This window comes from Sinomonas humi (assembly GCF_000802235.1).
GTDB lineage: Bacteria > Actinomycetota > Actinomycetes > Actinomycetales > Micrococcaceae > Sinomonas > Sinomonas humi.
In genome coordinates this window covers 76,127-99,409 of record NZ_JTDL01000087.1, presented here as the reverse complement: position 1 = coordinate 99,409, position 23,283 = coordinate 76,127, and the positions used below count along the sequence as shown (strand labels likewise).

Sequence of the window (23,283 nt, the reverse complement as noted above, 5' to 3'; positions counted from 1 at the left end):
CGCCCCACCACGACTGAGAAGACTGAAAGCAGGAGCTGTGAGCCAGTTCATCAATGGCAAGGTCTGCGAGAGCACGACGAACGAGAGGTCCAGAGTCATCGACCCGTCCAACGGCGCGACGGTCGCAGAGGTGAGCCTGGCGGGCAGCGACGAGGTCAAGCTCGCCGTCCAGGCCGCCCAGGACGCCTTCCCCGCCTGGTCCCGGGCCACCCCAGCCGAACGCTCGGCGGTCCTGGCCAGGTTCGCCGCCGTCCTCGAGGAGCATGCGGAGGAGCTGGCCCAGCTCGAGACCCGCCAAGCCGGCAAGCCGATCCGCCTCACCCGCGAGTTCGACGTGCCCGGCACGATCGACAACACTGCGTTCTTCGCCGGCGCCGCCCGCAACCTCGAGGGCAAGGCCACCGCGGAGTACTCCGCCGACCACACCTCCTCCATCCGCCGCGAGGCCATCGGCGTCATCGGCTCGATCTCCCCCTGGAACTACCCGCTCCAGATGGCGGCCTGGAAGATCCTCCCGGCCATCGCCGCCGGGAACACCATCGTCCTCAAGCCAGCCGAGATCACCCCTCTGACCAGCGTCGCGTTCGCCGAGGCCGCCACCGAAGCAGGCCTCCCCGACGGCGTGGTGAACGTCATCACGGGCCGCGGCTCCACCGTCGGGGCCGAGCTCATGCGCCACCCCGACGTCGCGATGCTCTCCTTCACCGGATCGACTCGGGTCGGGCGCAGCGTGCTCGAGGCGGCGGCGACCACGGCCAAGCGGGTCCACCTCGAGCTCGGCGGCAAGGCACCGTTCGTCGTGTTCGACGACGCCGACCTGGAAGCCGCGATCCACGGCGCCGTCGCCGGGAGCCTAATCAACTCCGGCCAGGACTGCACCGCAGCGACCCGCGCCATCGTCCACCGATCGCTCTACGAGGACTTCATCGACGGTGTCGCCGAACTCTACGGCAGGGTGCGTCTCGGCCCCACCATGGACCCCGCCACCGACATGGGCCCGCTGGTGTCGATGAAGCACCGGGACGAGGTCGCCGGGATGGTCGAACGCGCCCGCGGCTACGCCCGCGTCATCGGAGGCGGGACTCCCGAAGGCGAGCTCGCCGCCGGCTCCTACTACCGACCCACGCTCGTGGCCGACGCGGCTCCCGAGAGCGAGATCTTCCGCGACGAGGTCTTCGGCCCCGTCCTGGCCGTCACCCCGTTCGAGGACGACGACGAGGCCCTCGCCCTGGCCAACGACACCCCGTACGGGCTCGCCGCCTCGGCCTGGACCAAGGACGTCTACCGCGCCCTGCGCGCCACCCGCGAGATCCGCTCCGGGTGCGTGTGGATCAATGACCACATCCCCATCATCAGCGAGATGCCCCACGGGGGCATGAAGCAGTCCGGCTTCGGCAAGGACATGTCCACGTACTCCTTCGATGAGTACACCGCGGTCAAGCACGTCATGTACGATCTCACCGCCCAGAAGGCCAAGGCCTGGCACCGCACCGTCTTCTCCCTGGAAGGACAGCAATGACCGAATCGTACGGACTCCAGCGGTTCAGTGGCCGGACAGCCCTCGTCACCGGCGCCGGTGGCGGGATCGGCTCGGCTATCGCCCGCCGGCTCGCCTCCGAGGGTGCGCGCGTCCTCGTCTGTGATGTCAATGAGACCGCAGCGAAGCAGGTGGCCGAGGACATCGCGGGTGCAGGACTCCTCGCCGAGCCACTCGTCTTCGACCTCCTCGATGCTGAGGCTTGCGCCAACGCCGTCCAGGATGTCGTCGACCGCCACGGCCGGCTCGACGTGCTGGTGAACAACGCCGGCATCAACCGGCGGGGCGACCTGCTCTCGCTGACCCAGCAGGACTGGGACCTCTCCTTCGCCGTGAACGTCGACGCGCTCTTCCACCTGTGCCGGGCAGTGCTCCCGCACATGATCGAGGCAGGCGGGGGCGCCGTCGTCAATACCGCGTCGCAGTGGGGCATCTACCCTGCGCCGGGCCACATCGCGTACAACGTCTCCAAGGCTGCCGTCGTCGCGTTCACCAAGAACCTCGCCCGCGACTACGCCCCGCACAAGATCCGGGTCAACGCCGTCGCCCCCGGAGAAGTCCACACTCCCATGCTCGAATCCGGTCTAGCCCAGTCGGGCCGCACGGTGGCCGACCTCGACGCGCTCGTCCCGTTCGGACGCATCGGCAAGCCCGAGGAGATCGCCGCGCTCGTGGCGTTCCTGGCATCCGACGAAGCGCCCTACATCTGCGGCTCGGTCGTGGAGATCACCGGCGCGCAGGCGGTGGCCTGATGGCCGACGGAATGCTCGACGGACGCACCGTACTGGTGACGGGTGCCTCGCGTGGGATCGGTCGTGCTACCGCGGTCGTGGCACACCGGGAAGGGGCGCACGTCGTCGTCCACTACGGGTCTGCCAGCTTGGCCGCTGAGCAAACTGCCGCCGAGCTGGGCGATCGGGTGACCCTCGTCCAAGGCGACCTGCGCGACCCCGTCCAGCGGCAGGTTGTCTGGGACGAGGCGGTGCGGGCCACCGGCGGCGTGGACGTGCTCGTCAACAACGCCGGTGCCTGGCTGCCGTCCGAGGTGGACGACGCAGGGCTGTGGGCAAAAGGCTGGGAGGCGAACCTCGAGCTGAACCTTCTGGCGCCGGCTGACCTCTGCCGCGAAGCGATCCTGCACTTCCGCGCCCGGGGAGGGGGCGTCGTCGTCAACGTCGCGAGCCGCTCTGCCCACCGGGGTGACGACGCCGAGCACCTCGCCTACGGCGCCGCCAAGGGCGGCCTCCTCGCGCTCACCAAGGGCATCGCGCGCGGGTTCGGTGCGGAGAATATCCTCGCCTATGCAGTGGCGCCCGGCTGGGTTGCGACCGACATTGCGGCAACTGCCGGCGCGGACGACGACGGCGCAGCGCGCCTTCCGCTGGGCGAGATCACCCCTCCGGAAGACGTCGCCGAAGTGATCGCGTTTCTCGCGTCAGGGCGATCGCGGCACTCGACAGGAGCCACCATCGACATCACCGGTGCCGACTACGTCCGCTGATTCGGTTTTGGGGCCTGGCGCGCGCTTTCGACTCTGACGCGCGCACCACTGCTCTCAGCTAGGGGTGCGTTTACCTCTAGGCAACGCGCCGGAGCCAGCCGTGGCGGTCGGGACGATCCCCGTATTGGATCGCGAGGAGGTGTTCGCGGAGATCGAGCGTGTGCAGCCCGGGGTTGCCGGTGCCGACGGTGATTTCGAATCCGTCGGCGCGCAGGGAAACGATCGGGGTGAGTGCCGCTGCGGTGCCGGTGGCGAAGATCTCGGTGATGGTGCCCGCTGCGCATCTTTCTTGGACCTCTGCCAGCCCGATCCTGCGCTCGACGGGGGTGAGTCCGTGCTCGGGTGCGAGTTTGAGGATGCTGTCGCGGGTGACCCCTTCGAGGATGGTACCGAGGGCGGGGGTGATGAGCTCGCCGTCGGAGGTGGCGATGAAGAGGTTCATGGTGCCGGATTCCTCGAGCCATTCGTGCTCGGCGGCGTCGAGGTAGAGGACTTGGTCGCAGCCGTTCGCGCGGGCTTCGGCCTGCGCGGCGAGTCCGGTGGCGTAGTTCCCGCCGCATTTGGCTGCGCCTGTCCCACCCTCCGCCGCGCGGGTGAGAGTCCTGCTGACCCAGAGGGAGATGCCAGTGGGGCCCTCAGGGAAGTAGGCCCCGGAGGGGGAAGCGATGACGCAGAATTTGGCCTCCATGGCCGCCCGCACGCCGAGGAATGGTTCGGAGGCGAACATGAAGGGGCGGATGTAGAGGCTGTGCTCCTGTCCGTGGCCGGGGACCCAAGCCTTGTCGGCGCGGACGAGTTCGGTGACGGCGTCGAGGAAGAGGTCCTCGTCCAGGACCGGCAGAGCCAGGCGCCGCGCGGAGCGGGCGAAGCGGGCGGCGTTCGCCTCGGGGCGGAATAGCCAGATGCTGCCATCGGCATGGCGGTAGGCCTTGAGCCCTTCGAAGATCTCCTGGGCGTAGTGGAGCACGGAGGCAGCTGGGTGGAGTCGGAAGCCTTCCAGCGGGCCGACCTTGAGGTCGTGCCATCCCCGGTGGCTGGACCAGGAGGCGGTGGCCATGTGGTCGGTGAAGTGTTTTCCGAATCCGGGATCGGTCAGGGCCTCCTCCCGGTCGCGGGCAGCGGGGGTGCAGGAGGGCAAGGTGGTGAAGGCGGTCAAGGCTGGTACTTCTCTTTCGGGTCGGTATGTGGCGGCACGGTGCGGAGCCCACGCAGTGCGTGGGCTCCGCATCGATGCCTCGTCAGAAGGATGCGCCGGCCGGCACAGTGGGGCTGTCCCCGGTTGCCTCCGCTTCGCCAGACGTTGCCTCGGCCCCCTGGAAGAACTTCATAGCCATCCAGCCGTGAGTCAGGCCGCCACCGGCGCGCAGGGCGGAGGCGATCATGACGGTCTCGGCGAGCTCGGCCTCGGTAGCACCGGCGGTGTTGGCGGCCTTGGCGTGCGCCTCGAGGCAGTAGGGGCACTGGGTGGTCAGCGCGACGGCGACGGCGATGAGCTCCGTGTACTTGGCCGGGATCTCACTGGCAGGGTTCTCGAAGACGGCGCTGTCGAGGGCCTGGAAGGCCTCGACGGCGGCTGGGGCGCCGAGCCGGAGATTGCGGAAGAAGCGCTTGTCGGTGTGGTCGTGGTAGCTCATTCGGCGTTTCCTTTTCGGTGGTTGGGATTTCGAGGTGGTCGGGAGGTGAGATCTGGGTTCAGCCGGTGACCGGGTCGGTGAAGAGGTCCTCTTCGTCCGAATGGGACACGTTCCGGCGGCCCCGATCGCGGTAGATGCGGTAGGCGATGAAGACAACCAGGACCCAGGCTGCTGAGATGAGCAGGGAGACCTGCATGTCGGGCAGGATCGCGATGCACACCAGCACCACGGCGACGAACACGAGGGCGATGTAGTCCGCGTATGGGTAGAAGGGTGCCTTGTACTTGATGGCCTCGGCCTGGCCGTTCCGAATACGGAGCCTGCGGAAACGTAGGTGGCTGATGACGATCGAGGACCAGGCACAGATCAGCCCGAAGGTGGTGACCGAGGAGAAGATCTGGAAGACATCGTTGGGTATGGCCGCATTGAGGACGACGCCGGCGAGCATGATCACGAAGACCGTCAGGACAGCCCGGGAGGGGACCTGCTTGCCGTTGACCTTGCCGAGGAAGGCGGGCGCTTTGCCTTGGAGGGAGAGGTTGTAGAAGGTGCGGCTGTTGGTGAAGATGCTGGAGTTCACCGCGGAGAGCACGGCGGTCATCACGACGAGGTTCATGATGGTCGCGGCGGCAGGGATGCCGATCCTGACGAAGACGTCGACGAACGGGCTGCCCTTCCCTGTGAGGGAGGTCCACGGGTAGATAGCGACGAGGATGGTGATGGCGCCGACGTAGAAGAGCAGCAGGCGCCAGAAGGTCGCGTTGACAGCCTTGGGCATCGACTTCTCCACATCCTTCGCTTCTCCCGCCGCGAGCCCGAGGTTCTCGATGCCTCCGAACGCGAAGGCGACCATGACGACGGACAGGACGGATCCGCTGATTCCGTTCGGGAAGAATCCGCCGTGGGCGGTCAGGTTCGCGAACCCGACGGGCTGGCCACCGTTGCCTAGGCCGAAGAAGATCATCGCGAGGCCGAAGACGATCAGGGCGACGATGGCCAGGACCTTGACGATGGCGAACCAGAACTCGGACTCGCCGTAGAACTTCACGCCGACGACGTTGATGGCGAAGAGGACAAAGACGGCGATGGCCGCAGTGACCCAGATCGGCACCCCGGGCGCCCAGTACTGGATGTATTTGCCCAGGGCGTTGAGCTCGGCCGCGCTCGAGGCGAGGAGGAAGATGAAGGCATTCCAGCCGTTGAGGAAGCCCATGAACGGGTGGAAGTATCGGCTGGAGTAGGAGATGTAGCCGCCGGAGACTGGTTCTTCGACAGACATCTCGCCTTGGGCCCGCATGACGAAGTAGATCGCGGCGGCGGCGACGAGGTAGGTCAGGATGATCGCGGGGCCAGCGGTCTGGATGGCCCAGCCGGACCCGTAGAAAAGGCCGGTCCCGATGGCACCTCCAATGGCGATCATTTGGAGGTGCCGGCTTTTCAGGTCCCGCTTTAGGTTCTCTTTCTCATATGCCGGAGTACGGTCTGCAGTGCTCATTCGCGCTCTTCTTCCTTGAAGGGGGCTGATGAATTGAGGAATTCTGGCAGTGCAATTGAGATTTCCGTCGGTGCGAGGGTCGCCAGTCAGCTTGTTTCGGTCGGGAGGTAATAGGTGTTTCCTTACAGGCTGTTGACGGCGTTGGTCAGCCGGTGGATGGCTTCGTCGACAGTGCTGCGGGGGCAGCCGAGGTTCACGCGCATGTAGCCGTGACCCTCGGCGCCGAACTTCTGGCCCTTGTCGAGCCAGAGGCGGGCCTTGGTGAGCATGAACTTGTCCAGCGCTTCGGCGTCCATCCCGAGCCCGCGGCAGTCCATCCATGCGAGGTAGAGGGAGTCCGCGGGGAGGACCCTGACTTGGGGCAAGGTCCCGTTGATGCTCTCGGCGAAGTGGCTGTGGTTGTCGCGGAGGTAGGCGAGCATCTCCTCGAGCCAAGGTTCTCCGTGCGCGTAGGCGGCTTCTGCTGCGACCATGCCCAGGACGTTCACGAGCGGGAACATGTTGCGCTCGTACTGCCGTGCGAGCTCGTCGCGCAGGCGCGGGTTGGGGACGAAGACGTTCGCGCTCTGCAGGCCCGGAAGGTTGAAGGTCTTGCTCGGGGCGGTACAGGTGATGCTGTTCTGGGCGAATTCCTCTCCGAGGGAGGCGAATGGGATGTGCCGCTTGGCCGGGTTGATGATGAGGTCCTGGTGGATCTCGTCCGAGACCACGAGCACACCGTGCCGGGCGCAGATCTCGCCCATCGTACGCAGCTCGTCCTCCGACCAGACGTTCCCGGTCGGGTTGTGCGGGTGGCTGAGGATGAAGAGCTTGGTGTCGGGGCGGATAGCGGCCTCGAAGACGGCCGCGTCGAACCTGTACCCCTCATCGGTGCGGGCTAGCGGCGCAAAGGCGAGGTGTCGGCCGTTGAGCAGGACATCGTTGTGGAAGTGCGCGTAGACCGGGGGCTGGATCAGGACCGAATCGCCCGGGGCGGAGAACGCCTGCACCGCGGTCTTGAGGGTCGTGATGATCCCGGCCGTCTGTAGGATCCATTCCCGCGAAATCTCCCAACCGAAGCGCTTGGCCTGCCATCCGACGACGGCGTCGAGGTAGCTCTTGGGGGCCCCGCCCGGGTAACCGAACACGCCGTGGTCGACGGCCTGGTGGAGGGCCTCCAGCACAGCCTGGGGTGCTTTGAAGTCGGTGTCGGCGACCCACATCGGGAGCGGTTCCGCCGCAGCCTCGTCGGGCGCGAGCAGTTCGTTCTGGAACGCCCACTTCATTGAGTTGGAGGTGCGGCGTTCGACGACCTCGTCGAAGATCGAGGATCCCTGCGTCTCAGTTGGAGCGGCCAGCGTCATTGCGGAGTTGATGCCCACGGATTTGTTCCTTGCGTAGTTGCCGTTCTGCGATGCGTCCACGGTATGGCGAGACGGGTGCAAGGTGTTCGCGGATTCTGTCGCTTCACATCGTACTCATGCTACTTTTTTTCGATATGGACCGCCTTGACCGCGAAATACTTGCATTGCTTCAAGAGGATGGGCGAATTACGTTCACCCAGCTCGCCGAGAAGGTGCGTCTGAGCCTGTCGAGCTGCCAGCGGCGCGTGCGCGATCTGGAGGCAAGCGGGGTCATCCGCGGGTACCGGGCAGTGGTGGATGGTGCCTCGGTCGGATTCGGTTTCGAAGTCGTGGCCTTCGCTACCCTCTCCCGGCCCGACGTGCTCGAGGAATTCGATGCGGCGATCGCGGAAGTTCCCGAGATCGTCGAGGCACAGAGGCTGTTCGGCGAACCGGACTACCTCATCCGCATCGTGGCAGCGGATAGGGACGCGTATCAACGGCTGTACGACAAGGTTCTCAGCCGCCTCCCCGGGGTCCGAGGGCTCAACTCCACGATCGTGATGAAGCAGGTTGTCGCTCCCCGGGCCCTCCCCGTGGTCAGGCACTCCTTCGGCTAGACCGCCGGCCGAGGGAACGATCCGATGCATCTCCGCGGGTGGGGCCCGTTCGAGCGGGCCGTCACCTGGGGCTGATTGCGCGGCTGTTTCGCGTGGCCAGAAGGCCAATGAGCGGAAGAAGGGCCACGATGGCGATCGCTGACAGTGCAGAGAATCCGGTCGCGGCCAAAAGCGGGCCCGCGAGGAACGCGGCCGTCGCGCCGCCGAGATTGGAGAGGGCGTCTACTCCGCCCTGCGCGGATGCACGTCTCTCGGGGGAGACGACGGCGCTGAACAGGGCGGAGCCGGCCACGTTCACGAACGACCAGCCCACGCCCAGCAGGATCATCGATACCGTCATCCAGAGCATCTGGTCCGGTTCGGCGATGCCGGCTGCGAGCGATGCCAGCAGGACCAGGATTCCAATGGCGATCGTGGCGCGGTGCCCGGCCCGGTCGGCGAGCGCGCCGACCAAGGGTGAGAGGGCGTACATGCCCGCGATGTGAAGGCTGATCGTGATTCCGACAACGGTGACCGAGCCGCCGTCGTTCGTCACATGGACCGGGGCCATCGTCATGATGGCGACCATCACGATCTGGGCCGTGACGATGGCGACGACGGCGAGCCTCGCCTGTGGGTTTTCCCGGATCTCGGCAAATATCCGCCTGGCCCCGCCCCGAAGCCGAGCCGTAGCCGGGCGCGGCCCCGTCGTCGTCGTCTTCTCGAGCAGGAGGAGTGGGTCGGGGCGCAGCCAGACGAACACGGCGGTGCCCGCGAGGGCAAGGCAGGCTGCGGCGATGAGGAACGCGCCCGCGTAGACGGTGAGTCCGGTCGCGCTGGTCATGTACTGAGCCGGCACGCCGAGGTTCGGGCCGAGCACATTCCCGATCGTGCCGACCCACACGACGAGGGCCAGAGCCCGTGCCCTGTGGTGCGGTTCAGCGAGGTCGGTGGCCGCGAAGCGCGCCTGCAGGCTCACTGCGGAGCCTGCTCCGATCAGCAGCAGCCCGACGAACAGGCACATGATCTGGTCCCATTGCGCTGCGATGACGAGGAGTGCGCCACCGCCCGCGGCAGCCCACCAGCCGCCCGCGAGGGCGAGCCGCCGGCCGAACCTTGCCGCGAGAGCGCCCAGCGGGAGGCCAAAGAGAGCCGCGCCGAGTGTGCTCGCGGTGCGGGCCAGTCCTGCCCAGGCGGGGTTGGCGGTGACCTCGCCGGCGAGCAGGACGCCGATGGAGGGCGCGACGCCGACCCCGACGGTGCCGACGATCTGCGTGACCGCCAGTACGACCAGCGTGTGTCGCTGAGCGGCCCGAGTGGTCGCGGGCACCGGAAGCGCGGAAGCACCACTGGGCTCCTCATGCTGTCGGATGGCTCGCACGCGAGTGTCCTCCTTCTCGGATCGGGACTGTGGTGGCATTCGTGGACTGTACTTCCTGCGGGCTGAGGAGCCGGACGATGTCCTTCGCGGCGCGGGAGCCGGCCCGGATTGCGCCTTCGATGTGTCCCGCGTAGTCGGTCGCGGTTTCTGTGGAAGCCCATTGCACGCGACCGCCAGCGAAGCCGTTCTGGAACACGGGATGGCCGTAGGTTGCGGTTGAGGCGTAGGGGGAAGGCGCCGCGGGCGAGGTGCGCTCGTCCCGGCTCCAGTCCGCGGTGAGCACCGAGACCGGCTTGCCGGCCTGAGGACCGAACAACCGCGTGAGCTGGCTGCGAAAAGCGGTCTCGAGATCGTCGGACCGTACGAACGCGTCCGAGGCGGCGAACGCAAGCAGCGCGGCGGGCGATCCGCCGGGACCGCTCATGTCGTGGAACTCTCGGAAGGGGCCCTCACTGCTGAAGGCAGTTCCGGAGAGGCCGCGTTGTCTCCAGAAGGGCTCGTCGAAGACGGCGACTGCCTTCACCGTTCCGCCCATCCAGACCGCGGTCTCGAGCGCGACCTGGGCAGTCGGGCCGGGCAGCGGTGGGGTGAACTCGATCGCCTCGACGGCCAGTGCAGGGGTGACGGCGATGATGGCCGAGCGTGCGGCCTGCGTTCCGCTATCAGCAGTTACGACGATCGTGCCGTCATCGAGAGACTCGACTGCCCGCACCGGGTCGGCCAGATGGAGGGCGCCGTGAGGGAGGCGGTCTGCCAATGCGGCGGCGAGGGATTGGGCGCCTCGCGGGAAGCGCAGGCTGGGAGCACCGCCCGTGCCGCCGGCGCGGACAGGGGCTGTGCCCTGCCGGTGGAGCAGTGCGTCCCCGACCGCCTCCTGACGGAAGCCTCCGAGGCCGAGTTCGCGGGCGAGGGCCAGGACGTTGGGCTCGTTCGGCCAGAACCAGGTTGCACCGAGGTCAATCGGGCCGAGGGCGTGCGCGACTGTGTGGGCCCTTCCTCCCACGCGCCCCCGTGCCTCGTGGCACCTCACGGCCAGACCGGAGCGCGTGAGGGCTGTCGTGGCGACCAGGCCAGAGATGCCCCCGCCGATGACGACGACGTCGCAGCGAGGCAGGTCTTCGATCATCGCGCTTCGGTTGCGTCGAGCACGATTCTGAAACGCGGTGCACCGGTCTTGAGGCGGGCGACGGCGTCACCCGCCTTCTCGAGGGGAAGCCTTTCGATCACCGGGCGGACCCCGGTGTTGACGGCGAACTGCATCGCCTCCTCCGTGTCACGGGGACTGCCGGTAAGGTGACCCGTGACCTTGATCCCGTTCAGGACAAGCTGGGATGTCGGGATCGCGACAGAATTGGCGTCTGCGCCGAGGAGGGTGATCTGGCCGTGGACCCTGAGCCCGGCCAGCAGCTCGCTGACCGGCTCTGTAGAGGAGGCCGAATACACGATCAGGTCCGCACCTCCGCGCCGGGCGAGGGCTGCTCCGGGTTCCTCGACGGAGCTGTCGATGTAGTGGTGGGCGCCCAGACGTTCGGCGGCCTCGGCCCGTCCCGCACCGCGCGAGATCGCCGTGGTGTGGTAGCCGAGCCTGGCCGCGAACTGGACCGCCAGGTGCCCGAGGCCGCCGAGGCCGAACACCGCGACTCGCCCTCCGGCGCGGACCCCGGCCTGGCGCACGGCGTTGAAGACCGTCACGCCGGCGCAGCCGAAGGGCGCTGCTTCGAAGAAGTCCAGACCGTCAGGGATCCGCGCGAGGGCATCGGCCGGCACCGTGATCGATTCAGCCCAGCCTCCTGGGTAGGACTGGCCCGGAACTCGACGGTCCGGGCAATGAACGACGTCGCCGTCCCGGCAGAGCACGCAGTGCCCGCAGCTGCCGCCGAACCAGCCCACAGCCACGCGGTCTCCGACCGCCCAGCCCTCCACCCCGTCGCCGAGTTCGGTGATCACGCCTGCGACCTCATGCCCGGGAGTGACGGGGAAGCCGGCTCCGGGATTACGGGCTGCTGCCGTGCCGATGTCGGCGTTGCACACCCCGCTTGCCATGACTCGCACGCGGACCCAAGTCCCAGCGGGCGGCGGCACGTCGATCGTGGACGCCACAAGGTGGCCCCCGGGCTCGTTGACGACGACGGCGGCAGCAGTCAGAGGCACGGCTCTTCTCCGTTCGGGGCTAGCGGGATACCCGGCTTCCCGGCTGATCGCCAGCCTCGGGCTAGCACGAGGCTATCCGCCTTGGTTAGGCGCTGGTAGGCGAGCAGTGTGAATGGACCCATAACCATCGTTTATCTTCGCGAGGACGTCTCGGCCGCGCCGCTTCCGATAATCTGCACATGTGGCCGAGCGCGTGAGCATGGAAGCACTGCGGTATGCGCAGGCTGTAGCCGGGACCGGATCCTTCAGCGCTGCGGCCCGGACCTGCGGGGTGACCCAGCCCGCCCTCTCGAACGGGATTGCCAAGCTCGAGGAGCGCCTCGGTGCTCGGATGTTCGAGCGGTCCCCCCGCGGGGTGCGGCAGACGCCCTTCGGGCAGCAACTGCTGCCGCTGATCGAACAGGCGACCGCGGCCTTGGACCGCATCACGGCCGAGGCTGGACGCCTTAACGGCCACGGGACCGAGAGCATTCGCATCGGAGTGTCGCCACTGATCAACCCGCGCCTGGTCGCCGCCGCGTACAACGCCGTCTGTGCCGGGGGCACCTCAGACCTGCGGCCCCGAGATCTGGTGTTGCGCGAGGCGAACATGCAGGAACTGCAGGATGCGCTCATCGCGGGGGAGTTGGACATCATCCTCGTCCCATCGGTCGTGCCCCTGCCCCGCTTCGCCCACAGGATCGTCGACTCGGAGCCGGTCGTCGTCGTCGGCTCCCACCGTTCGGGGACGGCTCCGGTCCAAGTGGCGGACGTCGCGTCCAACCCGATCATCCTCGTCCCCGACGCATGCGGCCTGACGACCTTCACGCGGGACCTGTTCGACTCCCACGAGCTGCCGGTAAACACCTATCCAGGAGAGGCCTCCAGCTATCGGGTGCTCGAGCAATGGGCCGACCTCGGTCTGGGCACTGCGCTGCTCCCTCAATCGAAACTGACCGTGCAGAGCACCGTGCACCGGGAGCTGATCGATGACGACCACGCTGTGGAGATCTTCTACGAGGCTGTCTGGGATCCCGGGTCTCCGCTGGCCTCGGGCCTAGCGGAACTCGCAGAGCAGCTCGCCGCCATCGGAGCCTGATTTTCCCGAGCACGGGCCGTCCCGAGCCGGCTGCTGCTCGCTGGGTCCCGCCGCCGGGTTGCCCTCGCACCACGGCGGCGGCAACTCCGGCGACGTCAGCGGTGGTGCCGCCTCGACTCAGTGTGTTTCGTAGATGCGGATGTCTGGATCGGCCTTGAGGTATGGCTTCAGGGCGGTGACGACGTCCTGTGTGAAGAGCTCGCTGCTCAGGTAGGACTGGGCGCACTGGACGCTTCCGAACCCGTGCAGCACCTGCACGTCGTCGTCACGCAGCAGCAGCTCCTTGCTCTGCGCCCCCGAGATCGTTTCGAGGAACGGCTTCTTGTACTTCTCGTATACCGCCGCCGCTGAGGGGCGGTCCGAGGGGTCGATGTCGAGGGTGATCTGCAGATAGGCCAAGGGGCTTCCTTCCTCTAAGCAAGCGCATCACAGGCGGGTGCGCGATGCTCCCACCGTATGAATCCGTTCCCCAAACGAGTAGACGAGCGAGCTGAATGCGGCCATACGCGAAGGCTATGGAGCTATGTTGCCGAGGCGATGCGCTAGGCACCGGCGAGCTGCTCCGCCGTCGCTCGGCCGATCGCCTGCCGGACTGCGTCGATGCCGGGGGAATGACCTCCTCCCCGGCGGACTGCGACGGCGATGCGGCGTGCGGGCGCACCCGGGAGGCGATGCGCGCTTACACCGGAAGTGCTACTGGCCGCGAGGGCGAGCCCGGGGACGAGGCCGACGGCGAGACCCGCGGCGATGAGGCGGATGTGGAGCAGTACGTCGGAGGACTCGTGGGCCACGTTGGGCTCGAAGCCCGCATTCCGGCACTCCGCCACCGCCCACCGTCTCGCCTGGGTACCGGTCGGTTCCATGACCCATTCCCGGTCTGCGAGGTCCTCGATTCGTCGGGCCGGGTCCCTGTCCGGCGACAGGAGCCAGAGGGGGTCCCTCCCCACGCTCGTGACCTCGGCCCCTTCGACCGCTGGCAATGGGTGGCCAGGGTACTCCTCCTGAAGCACGAGGTCGAAGTCGCGGGCGAGCATGGCGGGCAAGGCTAGTTCGACGGGGATGTGCGCGACGCTCACGTGCAGGTCGGCATGCGCCGCCCTCAGGGCCAGGAGCGCACGTGGGATCACGGTATGGGCTGCCGTCTGGAACGAGGCCACGCGAACGGTTCCGCGCACGGTCTCCTGCGCGAGGGCGATCTCTGCCTCGGCACTCTCGAGGTGCCGCAGGATGCTCTCGGTGTGCCGAACCAGGATGGCTGCCTCCTCCGTCAGCCTCACGCCCCGCCCGACGGGCTCGAGAAGGGCCACTCCGACCTCTCCTTCGAGGAGTTTCAGCTGGTGGGAGACTGAGGATGGGTTGTAGCCGAGAGCCTCAGCCGCCGCCGCCAGACTGCCTCGGAGGCTTACTTCGCGCAGGATCCGGAGTCGGTTCATGCTGTACAAAGATGCCTCCATCCATGCATAAATTTCATGACTACTCGTTGAAATCATCTTATCGACGTCATCACTTGCGTCTCCGTACTCTCGAAGGAGCGCCGATCCGAGCGCCTAGAAGGAGGAGACAATGACGACCGCGCCCAACCCTCAGACAGAGAAGACCAGACTCCGAATCGACGGGGACCGCCTTTGGGCCTCGCTCGCCGAGCTCGCCGAGATCGGCGCGTACGACGACGCCGCTACCGGCCTCGTCGGCGTCGACCGTCAGTCCCTTACGGACGAGGACGGCGACGGCCGCCGGCTCCTCGTCTCGTGGATGCAGGAGGCGGGCCTTGAGGTGACCGTCGACGGGATGGGCAACATCTTCGGCCGCCGTGAGGGCATCCAGCCCGAGCTCAAGCCCGTGATGGCCGGCTCCCATATCGACACTGTCGCGACTGCCGGTGCATTCGACGGCTGCCTCGGCGTCCTCGGCGCGCTTGAGGTGGTTCGCGCGCTAAACGACGCCGGCATCCAGACCCGGCGCCCGATCGTCGTCGTCGCTTGGACCGAGGAAGAAGGCGTCCGCTTCGGCACCGACATGCTCGGTTCGGCCGTCGCGGCGGGCAGGCTGACTCTCGACTACGCCTACGATCTGGTCGACGAGGCGAGCCTCCGCTTCGGCGACGAGCTCGAGCGCATCGGGTTCAAGGGCATGCGGCCGACGCGGCTCGACCCGCCGCACGCCTACGTCGAATGCCACATCGAGCAGGGACCGATCCTCGCCCAGCGCGGCTACGCCATCGGCGTCGTCACGGGCGTTCAAGCGATCTCCTGGCAGAAGGTCACCCTCCACGGGCGGGCGGCGCATGCAGGGACGACGCCGACCGAGCTGCGCGCCGACGCGGGTTTGGCGGCCGCCCAGATCATCGTCGAGGTCAGGCGGATGGTGAACTCGGGCGAGTACGGCCAGCTGCGGGCGACTGTCGGGCACGTACGCACGTCGCCTGGCCTGCCCAGCGTCGTCCCCGATCTCGCCGAGATCACGGTGGACCTCCGCAACCCGGACGACGCCCTCATGGCCGAAGCCGAGGCCCACCTTGAAGCGTTCCTCGCCGCACTCCCGGAGTCGCAGCCGGGACTTCGCGTCGAGACCAAGCGAATGGCAAAGACCCGTGCCGTGCCCTTCAGCGATGAGATCCAGAACGCGATCGAGGCGTCGGCGAAGGAGCTGGGCTACGACACGATGCGGCTTATGTCCGGCGCGGGGCACGACGCCCAGGAGATGGCAGCTATCGCCCCGACCGCAATGGTTTTCGTCCGCGGCCAGTACGACGGGATCAGCCACAACCCCCGCGAATACTCCACGCCCGAGGACTGCCTCGCCGGCGTCTCCGTGCTCGCTGACACCATTGTGGAGCTGAGCGCGTGAACGCCTCGAGACGTCCGTGGTCCTTCAAGAGCCACGAGCATGAATGGACCTTCCACGGAGAGTTCGCGCCGGCCTGGGAGTTCCATCGCAGCATGCCGGGCTATGCCCCCACGCCGCTTATCGAAGTGCCAGCACTCGCTGAGCGCTGGGGCGTCGCATCCGTGTGGGTCAAGGACGAGTCCAGCCGCTTGGGCCTGCCCGCCTTCAAGGTCCTCGGCGCTTCCTGGGCCGTGAACCGGGCCCTCACCGCTGCGGCGGGACTGCCTCCCGCCCAGACACTGGAGGATCTGAAAGCGGTCGCGGCGGGGAGCGGGGCGACCCTCGTCACCGCCACCGATGGCAACCATGGCAGGGCTCTGGCCCACATGGGCCGCCTGCTCGGCCTTTCCGCCCGGATCTACGTGCCCGGAGGTCTGCCCGAAAGCACCCGGCGGGCCATCCGCGGCGAGGGCGCCGTCGTCGTCGAGACGGGCGTGGTGTACGACGGCGCGGTGGCGCGGGCCGCCGCCGAGGCCACCGAGGGCGACGTCCTCGTCCAGGACACCGCTTGGGATGGCTACGAAGAGATACCCAGCTGGATCATCGAGGGCTACTCGACGTTGTTCGCGGAGATCGACCTGCAGCTTCCCACACCAGCAGGCATCGTGGCGGTCCCTACCGGGGTCGGCTCGCTCCTCCAGTCCGCCCTCGAGCACTACCGTGCCGTGGGCAGGACGACGAGGCCCAGAGTTCTCGCCGTGGAACCAGCGTCCGCCGCCTGCGTGACAGCCTCGCTCGCCACGGGCCATCCTGTCACGGTGGACACCTCGGCACCGACCTCAATGGCGGGCCTGAACTGCGGGACGGTATCCCGCACCGCGTGGCCCGCCATCTGCGAAAGTCTGGACGCCGCAATCGGGGTCACGGACACCGAAGCGGCCGAGGCCCTCGCCTTCCTGCACGAGAAGGGCATTTCGGTCGGTCCCTGCGGGGCGGCTGCACTGGCCGGATTCGAGGCCGCTTGGTGCAGCCGTAACGGACCCGAGATGCTCGGACTCGGCTCGGCGGCGACGGTGGTGCTGCTGAGCACCGAGGGCGCCGCGGCAAACGAAGGAAGGTGATGACGCCCGGGCTCTCCCGGACGCGCCAACCCTGTGCGAGGGTTCCCCCAAGACAAGCGGCCCTCCCCGTTCCCGGGGAGGGCCGCCGCTGAGATTCTCGGACTGAAATTCTCAGTCGTGCTTCTTGAAGGCGTCCTTGACGTCCTCGAAGGCGTCCTTCACCTTTTCTCCGGCCTGCTTGAGGCCTGCGGACGCCTGGTCGCGCTGGCCTTCTCTCGTAAGCTCCGGGTCGTCGCTTGAGCGGCCCAGCGCTTCCTTGGCCTTGCCGCCGAGTTCTTGGGCCTTGTTGCTGGCCTTGTCGTCGAGTCCCATACTGCCCTCCGTTCCAGCAGGCACTTGGCTTGGCCTGCTTCTTCAGGTCGGCGCTCGCGGTGCGACGGGCGCCAGCGCTAGGGATGCGCTGTTCGGCCGTTACCCCGGCGCATCGGATTCAAGCGAACGCTGCGCACGACGACGGCGAACACCCCGATACGGGCTACACCGCGTGGGCCGACTCCCGCTCGCGGACAACGGGTGCCGGCTTGAGTGGCGTGACCGTCAGGGCAACCAGCTGGGCGGTCCCACCCACCGCGTACACCGAGACCCCGGTGCTGGACGGGTCGGGGAAGACCTGTTCCGCAAAAGTCACTTGGCCCCCCTGCGCGAAGACTTCGATCGAACCAGCGTCGAGGTAAATCTCGAGCCGCAAACGGTCGCCGATCAGAGCGACCGGTGCCCGCTCAATGGACGAGAACAGCGGATGGAGTTCTGTGTTCCCGGAGAATCGGCGGTCCAGCGCGAGCTCCCCGCGTTCGACGTCGTAGCACAGTCGTGCGCCTTCCTCAGCCGACCGTCCCTCACCCGACCGCCCCTCGCCCGGCTGCCCCTCGCCCGGCTGCAGGAGCACGAGGCCGAACTCGGAGGCAGAGCCCGCGTCGAACGTCGCCTCAATGAGGCAGGGGATCTCGCGGCACTCCAGGGGGAGAGCGCGGACGCCCTCGGGCACGTCCAGAAGGCCGAGCGAACGGGGCAACCCCGAGGCCTCGAGACCCGGCACGACGCGTTGCTCGAGAACGACCCGACCCGCTCGGGTGCGGAGAGTGGCCTCGCGCGGGAGGGCCATAGACCCGCGCCAGGGGGAGGTCGGCAGGCTCCGTGCATAGTCCCAGTTGTTCATCCAGCCGACGAGGATGCGGCGGTCGTCGGGCGCACTGTTGAACGAGACGGTCGCATAGTAGTCCCGGCCGAAGTCGAGCCACCCGTATTCGGCGGCGGGAGCACCGCCGTCGTCCGCGGATGCGCCCACCCCAACGGAAGCGAACGTGGTGCCGTCGAAGTCGCCCAGGAAGTAGACCCCTGCTGAGCCGCCCTCGCCGTCCTCACGGTGGAGGTTGATGATGAGGACCCACTTCACGTTCTCGGGGTCGCCGTCGACGGCGAGGGGGAACAGATCGGGGCATTCCCAGATCAGCCCCACCTTCGTTGTGGCCTCGAAGTCGCTCAGGTGGGTCCAGTTGCGCAGGTCGTCGGAGCGGTAGAGCACAGCCTTCCGCTCAACCGCCTCCACGGCCACCATCACCCAGTACGAGCCATCCGGCCCCGAATAGCGGAACACCTTCGGATCGCGGAAGTCGCGGGAGCCGCGGTCCAAGACCGGGTTGCCCTCGTGCTTGGTCCACGTCTCCCCGCCGTCGAGGCTGAACGCGAGAGACTGCGCCTGAATCCCGTGATGAGCGGAGTCCTCCGCGTACGCGCTTGTGTAGATCGCGACTAGCGGCGAACTCCCCGGCGCCCCGAAGCCGCTCGTGTTGCCCTCGTCCACCACGATGCTGCCCGAGAAGATCTGCTCCTCGTCGTCGCACAGGATGGCGACCGGCCTGTCATTCCAGTGGACGAGGTCCGTGGAGACGGCGTGTCCCCAGGACATGTTCGCGTGGTTCGTTCCGTACGGATTGTTCTGGAAGAAGAGGTGGTACAGGCCGTCCGCATAGACGAGGCCGTTGGGGTCGTTGATCCACGTCTCGGCGGCCGTGTAGTGGATCTGGGGTCGGTAGGCTTCCTCGCCGAAGGAAACGGGCGAAGGCGATGAGGTCATGGTGTTCTTTCGGATTGGTCAGCGGAACGAGCCCGCGGTGATTCCCTCGACGAAGTAGCGCTGGGCGAGCAGGAAGATGGCAATGCTCGGGATCAGGGCGATGACGACGCCGGCCAGGACGATCGAGACGCTCCCGGTGCCGAAGTTCCCCTGGAGGGAGACGAGGCCGACGGGCAGCGTGAAGTTGTTCGTGGACTGCAGGAAGATGAGCGGGCGGAAGAACTCGTTCCAGTAGGCGGAGAAGTTGAGGACGGCGAGCGTCGCCATCGGCGGGAGCGCGATGGGGGCGTAGATCCGGGCGAAGATCTGGAAGTTCGAGGCTCCGTCAACCCGGGCGGCCTCGGCGAGCTCGCTCGGCATCTGCAGGAAGTACTGCCGCATGAGGAACGTTCCGAAGGCCCCGCCGACCGCCGGGATCACGAGCGACCAGAGGTTGTCCGAGAGGCCGAGGTACCTGATGAGGATGAAGATCGGGATGATCGTGGTCTGCGCCGGGACCATCATGGTCGCGAGGACCATCGCGAACACGGCGCCCTTCCCGCGGAAGCGAACGAGGGCGAACGCGTAGCCACTCATCGTGGAGGTGATGAGCTGGAGGATGACGATCGCGCCGGTCACGAAGACGCTGTTCAGGAAGAACGTCGCGAGCGGGACCTGCTGGAACACGGCCGAGTAGTTCGACCAGACGGGGTTGAGCGGGATCCACTGCGGCGGGTTGTCGAAGGACTGAGCCGGGGTTCGAAGGGAGGTCGAGATCGTCCAGAGGATCGGAAGGACGAAGACCGCCGCGATGACGATCAGGAGGACGAGGCCGAACCCGCGGTACACCTTGCGCCGGCCGGCGTGCGGGATTCGCGCCTTCTGAATGGCCGACGGCGGGGCAGGCTGGGGCTTGATGGCAGTGCTCACGAGTAGAACACCCACTTCCGGGAGATGAGGAACTGCAGCCCGGTCAGGACGAGCAGGAGCACGAACAGGACAACCGAGATGGCCGAGCCGTAGCCGAACTGGATGTTCTGGAATGCGGTGCGGTAGATGAGCATGACGGTCGTGGTGGTCGCGTCGCCCGGACCGCCCTTGGTCATGACGTAGGGCTGGTCGAAGATCTGCATCGCGTTGATGAGGCCGATGACGGCGGCGAAGAAGATCGTCGGGCTGATGAGGGGGAGCTTGATCGAGAAGAACGTCCTGATCGGGCCAGACCCGTCGAGGGAGACGGCCTCGAGGACGTCCTTCGGGAGCGAACCCAGCGCAGCGACGAACAGGATGAAGACGAAGCCGAGCTGCTGCCACACCGCGACGATGACGATCGTCGCCGTCGCCCCGGCCGAGGAGCTGAGCCACGCCACGGCGGGGAGGTGCAGGAGCTGGAGATAGTAGTTGATGACGCCGAAGTGATCATCGAAGAGGTAGCTGAACACGATCGAGATCGACGCCGCCGAGACGAGCAGCGGAAGGAAGAACGCCGTCCGGAAGATCGAGCGGGCCCAGGTGGACTTTCGCTGCTGGACCAGGAGGGCCATGGCGAGGCCGACGACGATCTGCAGCACCACGATGAGCGCGGCCAGCAGGCCGGTCACCCCGAATGAATGGATCACCGATTGATCGGCCGCGAGATGGGTGAAGTTCTGTAGGCCGACGAACTGCGGCGGGCTGATGATGTCCCACGAGAAGAACGAGAGCACGAACGTGAAGACGATCGGCAGGGCCGTGAAGACGAGGATCGAGGCGGCCGAGAGGGAGATCATGAGCCAGCCGAAGGCGCCCTCGCGGCGTGCTGCGCGTTTGCGGTTGCGGACCCTGGCCCCTTCAGGGCCGGAGGCGGCCCTGAGGGATTTGGTGCGGGTGGTGAGAGTGGTCATTGCTAGCTTCCGACTGATGCTGCTGCGGTTTCGAGATCCTGCTGGAGGCCGTCGAGGGCCGACTTGGCGTTACCCGAGGACATGGCCTGGGTGGTGCGCTGGTTGAGGGCGTTCGCCATCGCGTTGTAGTACGGGGGAGCCGGGATGGGGGCAGTGTTGGGGAGCTTGTCGAGGGTGTCGTAGAAGACCTGCCAGTTCTTCGGGCCGGTGGTCGAGTAGCGGTCGGCCGTCATCATGGAGCGGCGTGCCGGCGTCGTCGAGTTCCCCGAGGTGAGGACATCGATCGCCGCCGGTTCGACGAGGGACTTGAGGAATTCCCACGCGAGGTCCTTGTTCTTGGAGGACTCGAAGATGCCGTAGCCGCCCGTGCCGAACAGGTGCCGCTGGACCTTCCACTTGGGGAAGAACTGGACGTCGAACGAACCGTTCTGCATGCCCGCGTTGTGGAGGCCTCCGGCCCAGAAGCCGCCGCCGATGCTCATGCCGATCTTGTTGGACGCGAAGAGGCCCTGGAGCGTCGAGCCGCCGCCGACGTCGGGCTTCGCAGACAGGCCGCTGTTGGCGAGCTCGACCATGTAGTCGAGGGATTCGACGACGGCGTCCGAGTTCGCAGTCGGGGCGCCCCACTTCCAGCCCCCGCCCCGGCCAGCGGCAGCCGGATCGTTGGCGTAGAACTGGCTCCAGAGCCAGTCGCCGCCCGTGTACTTGCCCTCCGTGACGAGGTTGCCGCCGTTGGCGTACATGAATGAGGTCCACGAGCCCCACAGCCGCACGACCCAGTCGAACGGCACAGCGCCCGAATTCGACTTGAGGCTCGTGGCGACGCTGTGGAAGTCGTCCATGGTCCAGGAAGGCGACGGCAGCTGGAGACCGGACTTCTGCAGGAGGTTCGTGTTGAAGTACATGTTGCCGGCATTGAAATCGGTGGGCAGCTCGTACAGGTTGCCCTGGTACATCATGGCCTCGACGAGGCTCGGGTGGACGTCCTTGAAGTACGGGGCGAGCTGGTCCTTGTCCCGCTTGACGTAGTCGTCGAGCGGGTGGGCGAGCTTCTTCTGCGCGAAGAGCTGGACACCCTCGGTCGCGACGCTCACGATGTCCGGCGGGTTGCCCGCCGCGATCTGCGTGAGGACCTTGGTGAAGAAGTCGTTCCAGTCGGTGCCGTTGATCCCGTTGAACTTCACTGTTACGCCGGGATTGGCCTTGATGAATGGCTGCGCGACCTTGGCCGTCGCGTCAGCCGCCTGCTGGGTTCCGAAGTAGGCGACGTTGAGCGTCTTGGAGCCCGACGACGAGGCCCCCGAAGGGCTGCAAGCCGAGAGGCCAGCGGTGCCCAAGAGGGCGGCTCCGCCGATCAGCACTGACCGTCGGCTGACCGGCGACGAAAGGAAGGAAGTCATTATGACCCTCTCTATTCATACGTATGAACGACCTGATGCGAATGAGTGTGACGCACATCTCGGAGGGCTGTCAACCCCGCCATCTGGGGGCGGAGTTTTGAAACGATGGGAAGCGGGTAGGCGCGGAGCTCATCCCGGCGGGTGCAGCCCGCGCCGACCCGCCTGTTGTCCTAGCGCTGAGCCGGTGCGGCCACGGAACCGCGGCGAACTAGCGCCCCAGGGATGGTCGCGCCCTTCGGGGGGCGGCCCGAGTCGAGGGCGTCGAGGAGATGTTCGACGGCGGTGCGTCCCATTTCGTAGTGGGGGATCGTGACCGTCGTGAGCCCGGGCGCAATCTGGTCCGCTAGATCCTCCTGATCGTCGTAGCCGACGATCGAGAGGTCCTCTGGGACGCGCAGGCCCTGCTCGAGCGCCGCCGTGATCGCGCCGACTGCCATGCGGTCATTGCCGCAGACGAGGGCGGTGGGCGAGTCACCGCCGTCGAGGATCTGGCTTGTCAGGAGATGTCCGCTGCTGATCTGGTAGTCGCCCGAAAGGATCCATCGCTCGTTGACTGGAATTCCGGCGTCGGCCATGGCCTTCCGGAAGCCAGCCTCGCGCTCTATGCGCGCCGGGTCGTCCTGCGGGCCGCCAAGGAAGGCGATCCTCTCGTGCCCCGCCTCGATCACAGCGGTGGCAGCCAGCCGGCCGCCTTCCGTCTCGGCCGGAACGATCGCCGGGATCTTGCGCGAGCCTGAGGCCCACGCGTTGACGAGAAGCGACGGGAGCTTCGTGAAGCCTGCCGACGCATCGACCCCCCGCCAGGACATCGCGGCGTACAGCATGCCGTCGACCTGGCGGGCGAGCAGCGTATCCACGGCCGCGGACTCGATCGAGGGATCCTCTTTCGCGTCCACGAGTAGCAGCAGATAGCCGCGTTCCCACGCGAACTCCTCCGCTCCGCGCAGCACCCTGCCGGCGAACGGGGAGGAGGCGATTCGGTCCGTGACCATGCCGATTGTGTGGCTGCGGCGAAGGCGCAGGTTGCGCGCGGTCTCGTTGGGGCGGTAGCCCAGTTCGCGAATTGCCTCACGGACGCGCTTCTCGGTTTCTTCGGGGATCTTCCCGGTCTGGTTCACCACATGGGAGACCGTGCTCTGGGAAACGCCAGCGAGGATTCCGACGTCCCTCATGGTGGGCTTCTCGGATCGGGTTCCATGCGGCGGCATGGCTCTAGGTTAGTGGGGCCGGGAGCAGAGCGACGACGCCGGTAGCGGCGTCGCGAGGCTGCTTGGGGTCCAGAGCGGTGTAGGGCTCGAGTGC

Annotated in this window: 22 protein-coding genes; 7 read left to right on the top strand and 15 right to left on the bottom strand. The window is 67.1% G+C overall.

All coding sequences use genetic code 11. From position 1 onward, the window contains the following. Positions 1–37 precede the first annotated feature (37 nt). Genes LK10_RS07410 through LK10_RS07400 form a run of 3 tightly spaced genes read left to right on the top strand, consistent with a single transcriptional unit; the run spans position 38 to position 3,038 of the window. Positions 38–1,519, top strand: coding sequence for a gamma-aminobutyraldehyde dehydrogenase (locus LK10_RS07410; protein WP_081998364.1), 1,482 nt, complete (start codon positions 38–40; stop codon positions 1,517–1,519). Beyond that, positions 1,516–2,289 carry an SDR family NAD(P)-dependent oxidoreductase gene (locus LK10_RS07405; RefSeq protein WP_043121764.1) on the top strand — a complete coding sequence of 258 codons (774 nt, stop codon included), beginning with the start codon at positions 1,516–1,518 and terminating at the stop codon, positions 2,287–2,289. The genes LK10_RS07410 and LK10_RS07405 overlap by 4 nt, the downstream gene beginning before the upstream one ends. Next, positions 2,289–3,038, top strand: a complete 750-nt coding sequence (locus LK10_RS07400) for an SDR family NAD(P)-dependent oxidoreductase (protein ID WP_043121762.1) — start codon at positions 2,289–2,291, stop codon at positions 3,036–3,038. The genes LK10_RS07405 and LK10_RS07400 overlap by 1 nt, the downstream gene beginning before the upstream one ends. A 76-nt stretch (positions 3,039–3,114) precedes the next feature. Here LK10_RS07400 and LK10_RS07395 read toward each other — a convergent pair whose 3' ends face one another. The 4 genes from LK10_RS07395 to LK10_RS07380 form a co-directional block, all read right to left on the bottom strand. Continuing rightward, positions 3,115–4,194, bottom strand: coding sequence for a branched-chain amino acid aminotransferase (locus tag LK10_RS07395; RefSeq protein ID WP_052207072.1), 1,080 nt, complete (start codon positions 4,192–4,194; stop codon positions 3,115–3,117). A gap of 82 nt (positions 4,195–4,276) precedes the next feature. After that, positions 4,277–4,672 carry a carboxymuconolactone decarboxylase family protein gene (locus LK10_RS07390; protein WP_081998362.1) on the bottom strand — a complete coding sequence of 132 codons (396 nt, stop codon included), beginning with the start codon at positions 4,670–4,672 and terminating at the stop codon, positions 4,277–4,279. Positions 4,673–4,730: 58 nt separating this feature from the next. Then, positions 4,731–6,092, bottom strand: a complete 1,362-nt coding sequence (locus tag LK10_RS07385) for an amino acid permease (RefSeq protein WP_197061885.1) — start codon at positions 6,090–6,092, stop codon at positions 4,731–4,733. Between the two features lie 197 nt (positions 6,093–6,289). Then, positions 6,290–7,528: a MalY/PatB family protein gene (locus LK10_RS07380; RefSeq protein ID WP_197061884.1), complete on the bottom strand. Its 1,239-nt coding sequence runs from the start codon at positions 7,526–7,528 to the stop codon at positions 6,290–6,292. Positions 7,529–7,644: 116 nt separating this feature from the next. On the opposite strand from LK10_RS07380, the gene LK10_RS07375 reads away from it, so the two are divergent. After that, complete coding sequence (locus tag LK10_RS07375) at positions 7,645–8,109, top strand: Lrp/AsnC family transcriptional regulator (protein WP_043121833.1); 465 nt, start codon at positions 7,645–7,647, stop codon at positions 8,107–8,109. Positions 8,110–8,170: 61 nt separating this feature from the next. Here the strand turns inward: LK10_RS07375 and LK10_RS07370 are convergent, their stop codons facing one another. Genes LK10_RS07370 through LK10_RS07360 form a run of 3 tightly spaced genes read right to left on the bottom strand, consistent with a single transcriptional unit; the run spans position 8,171 to position 11,620 of the window. Continuing rightward, on the bottom strand, positions 8,171–9,469 hold the full coding sequence (locus tag LK10_RS07370; protein WP_231567674.1) for an MFS transporter: 1,299 nt from the start codon (positions 9,467–9,469) through the stop codon (positions 8,171–8,173). Beyond that, a complete protein-coding gene (locus tag LK10_RS07365) occupies positions 9,447–10,595 on the bottom strand; it encodes a flavin monoamine oxidase family protein (protein ID WP_052207071.1) in 1,149 nt (382 codons plus the stop codon). The genes LK10_RS07370 and LK10_RS07365 overlap by 23 nt, the downstream gene beginning before the upstream one ends. After that, positions 10,592–11,620, bottom strand: a complete 1,029-nt coding sequence (locus LK10_RS07360; RefSeq protein WP_197061883.1) for an alcohol dehydrogenase catalytic domain-containing protein — start codon at positions 11,618–11,620, stop codon at positions 10,592–10,594. The genes LK10_RS07365 and LK10_RS07360 overlap by 4 nt, the downstream gene beginning before the upstream one ends. A gap of 181 nt (positions 11,621–11,801) precedes the next feature. Here LK10_RS07360 and LK10_RS07355 point away from each other — a divergent pair, with 181 nt between their 5' ends. Further along, positions 11,802–12,698, top strand: coding sequence for a LysR family transcriptional regulator (locus tag LK10_RS07355; protein ID WP_043121756.1), 897 nt, complete (start codon positions 11,802–11,804; stop codon positions 12,696–12,698). Between the two features lie 117 nt (positions 12,699–12,815). Here LK10_RS07355 and LK10_RS07350 read toward each other — a convergent pair whose 3' ends face one another. Together LK10_RS07350 and LK10_RS07345 are read right to left on the bottom strand one after the other, a co-directional pair. Next, entirely contained in the window at positions 12,816–13,097 is a 282-nt protein-coding gene (locus LK10_RS07350; RefSeq protein WP_043121753.1) for a hypothetical protein, read from the bottom strand. Positions 13,098–13,240: 143 nt separating this feature from the next. Further along, positions 13,241–14,131, bottom strand: coding sequence for a LysR family transcriptional regulator (locus LK10_RS07345; RefSeq protein WP_231567677.1), 891 nt, complete (start codon positions 14,129–14,131; stop codon positions 13,241–13,243). Between the two features lie 130 nt (positions 14,132–14,261). Between LK10_RS07345 and LK10_RS07340 the strand changes: the two genes are divergently transcribed. Together LK10_RS07340 and LK10_RS07335 are read left to right on the top strand one after the other, a co-directional pair. Continuing rightward, positions 14,262–15,545, top strand: a complete 1,284-nt coding sequence (locus LK10_RS07340) for a M20 family metallo-hydrolase (protein ID WP_043121749.1) — start codon at positions 14,262–14,264, stop codon at positions 15,543–15,545. Continuing rightward, positions 15,542–16,645 (top strand): diaminopropionate ammonia-lyase, encoded by a 1,104-nt coding sequence (locus LK10_RS07335; protein ID WP_231567673.1) that lies wholly within the window; start codon positions 15,542–15,544, stop codon positions 16,643–16,645. The genes LK10_RS07340 and LK10_RS07335 overlap by 4 nt, the downstream gene beginning before the upstream one ends. A gap of 111 nt (positions 16,646–16,756) precedes the next feature. Here the strand turns inward: LK10_RS07335 and LK10_RS07330 are convergent, their stop codons facing one another. The 6 genes from LK10_RS07330 to LK10_RS07305 all read right to left on the bottom strand — a co-directional run bounded on the left by LK10_RS07330 (position 16,757) and on the right by LK10_RS07305 (position 23,153). Continuing rightward, the gene (locus tag LK10_RS07330; protein WP_043121748.1) at positions 16,757–16,957 is read right to left on the bottom strand and encodes a CsbD family protein; all 201 of its coding nucleotides are present in this window, start codon (positions 16,955–16,957) and stop codon (positions 16,757–16,759) included. A 163-nt stretch (positions 16,958–17,120) separates the two neighbouring features. Beyond that, a complete protein-coding gene (locus tag LK10_RS07325) occupies positions 17,121–18,719 on the bottom strand; it encodes a glycoside hydrolase family 32 protein (protein WP_052207070.1) in 1,599 nt (532 codons plus the stop codon). A gap of 18 nt (positions 18,720–18,737) precedes the next feature. Further along, positions 18,738–19,628: a carbohydrate ABC transporter permease gene (locus tag LK10_RS07320; protein ID WP_231567672.1), complete on the bottom strand. Its 891-nt coding sequence runs from the start codon at positions 19,626–19,628 to the stop codon at positions 18,738–18,740. Beyond that, the gene (locus LK10_RS07315; protein ID WP_043121744.1) at positions 19,625–20,581 is read right to left on the bottom strand and encodes a carbohydrate ABC transporter permease; all 957 of its coding nucleotides are present in this window, start codon (positions 20,579–20,581) and stop codon (positions 19,625–19,627) included. The genes LK10_RS07320 and LK10_RS07315 overlap by 4 nt, the downstream gene beginning before the upstream one ends. 2 nt (positions 20,582–20,583) lie before the next feature. Continuing rightward, positions 20,584–21,981, bottom strand: coding sequence for an ABC transporter substrate-binding protein (locus tag LK10_RS07310; RefSeq protein ID WP_052207069.1), 1,398 nt, complete (start codon positions 21,979–21,981; stop codon positions 20,584–20,586). Positions 21,982–22,151: 170 nt separating this feature from the next. Beyond that, positions 22,152–23,153: a LacI family DNA-binding transcriptional regulator gene (locus LK10_RS07305; protein ID WP_052207068.1), complete on the bottom strand. Its 1,002-nt coding sequence runs from the start codon at positions 23,151–23,153 to the stop codon at positions 22,152–22,154. Between the last annotated feature and the right edge of the window lie 130 nt (positions 23,154–23,283).

Excerpts from the sequence above, each read along its gene's own strand:
- LK10_RS07310 (WP_052207069.1), bottom strand. The coding sequence starts at position 21,981 with ATGACTTCCTTCCTTTCGTCGCCGGTCAGCCGACGGTCAGTGCTGATC.
- LK10_RS07340 (WP_043121749.1), top strand. The coding sequence starts at position 14,262 with ATGACGACCGCGCCCAACCCTCAGACAGAGAAGACCAGACTCCGAATC.
- LK10_RS07375 (WP_043121833.1), top strand. The coding sequence starts at position 7,645 with ATGGACCGCCTTGACCGCGAAATACTTGCATTGCTTCAAGAGGATGGG.
- LK10_RS07390 (WP_081998362.1), bottom strand. The coding sequence starts at position 4,672 with ATGAGCTACCACGACCACACCGACAAGCGCTTCTTCCGCAATCTCCGG.
- LK10_RS07400 (WP_043121762.1), top strand. The coding sequence starts at position 2,289 with ATGGCCGACGGAATGCTCGACGGACGCACCGTACTGGTGACGGGTGCC.
- LK10_RS07365 (WP_052207071.1), bottom strand. The coding sequence starts at position 10,595 with ATGATCGAAGACCTGCCTCGCTGCGACGTCGTCGTCATCGGCGGGGGC.
- LK10_RS07305 (WP_052207068.1), bottom strand. The coding sequence starts at position 23,153 with ATGAGGGACGTCGGAATCCTCGCTGGCGTTTCCCAGAGCACGGTCTCC.
- LK10_RS07345 (WP_231567677.1), bottom strand. The coding sequence starts at position 14,131 with ATGAACCGACTCCGGATCCTGCGCGAAGTAAGCCTCCGAGGCAGTCTG.
- LK10_RS07385 (WP_197061885.1), bottom strand. The coding sequence starts at position 6,092 with ATGATCGCCATTGGAGGTGCCATCGGGACCGGCCTTTTCTACGGGTCC.
- LK10_RS07330 (WP_043121748.1), bottom strand. The coding sequence starts at position 16,957 with ATGGGACTCGACGACAAGGCCAGCAACAAGGCCCAAGAACTCGGCGGC.
- LK10_RS07405 (WP_043121764.1), top strand. The coding sequence starts at position 1,516 with ATGACCGAATCGTACGGACTCCAGCGGTTCAGTGGCCGGACAGCCCTC.
- LK10_RS07315 (WP_043121744.1), bottom strand. The coding sequence starts at position 20,581 with ATGACCACTCTCACCACCCGCACCAAATCCCTCAGGGCCGCCTCCGGC.
- LK10_RS07325 (WP_052207070.1), bottom strand. The coding sequence starts at position 18,719 with ATGACCTCATCGCCTTCGCCCGTTTCCTTCGGCGAGGAAGCCTACCGA.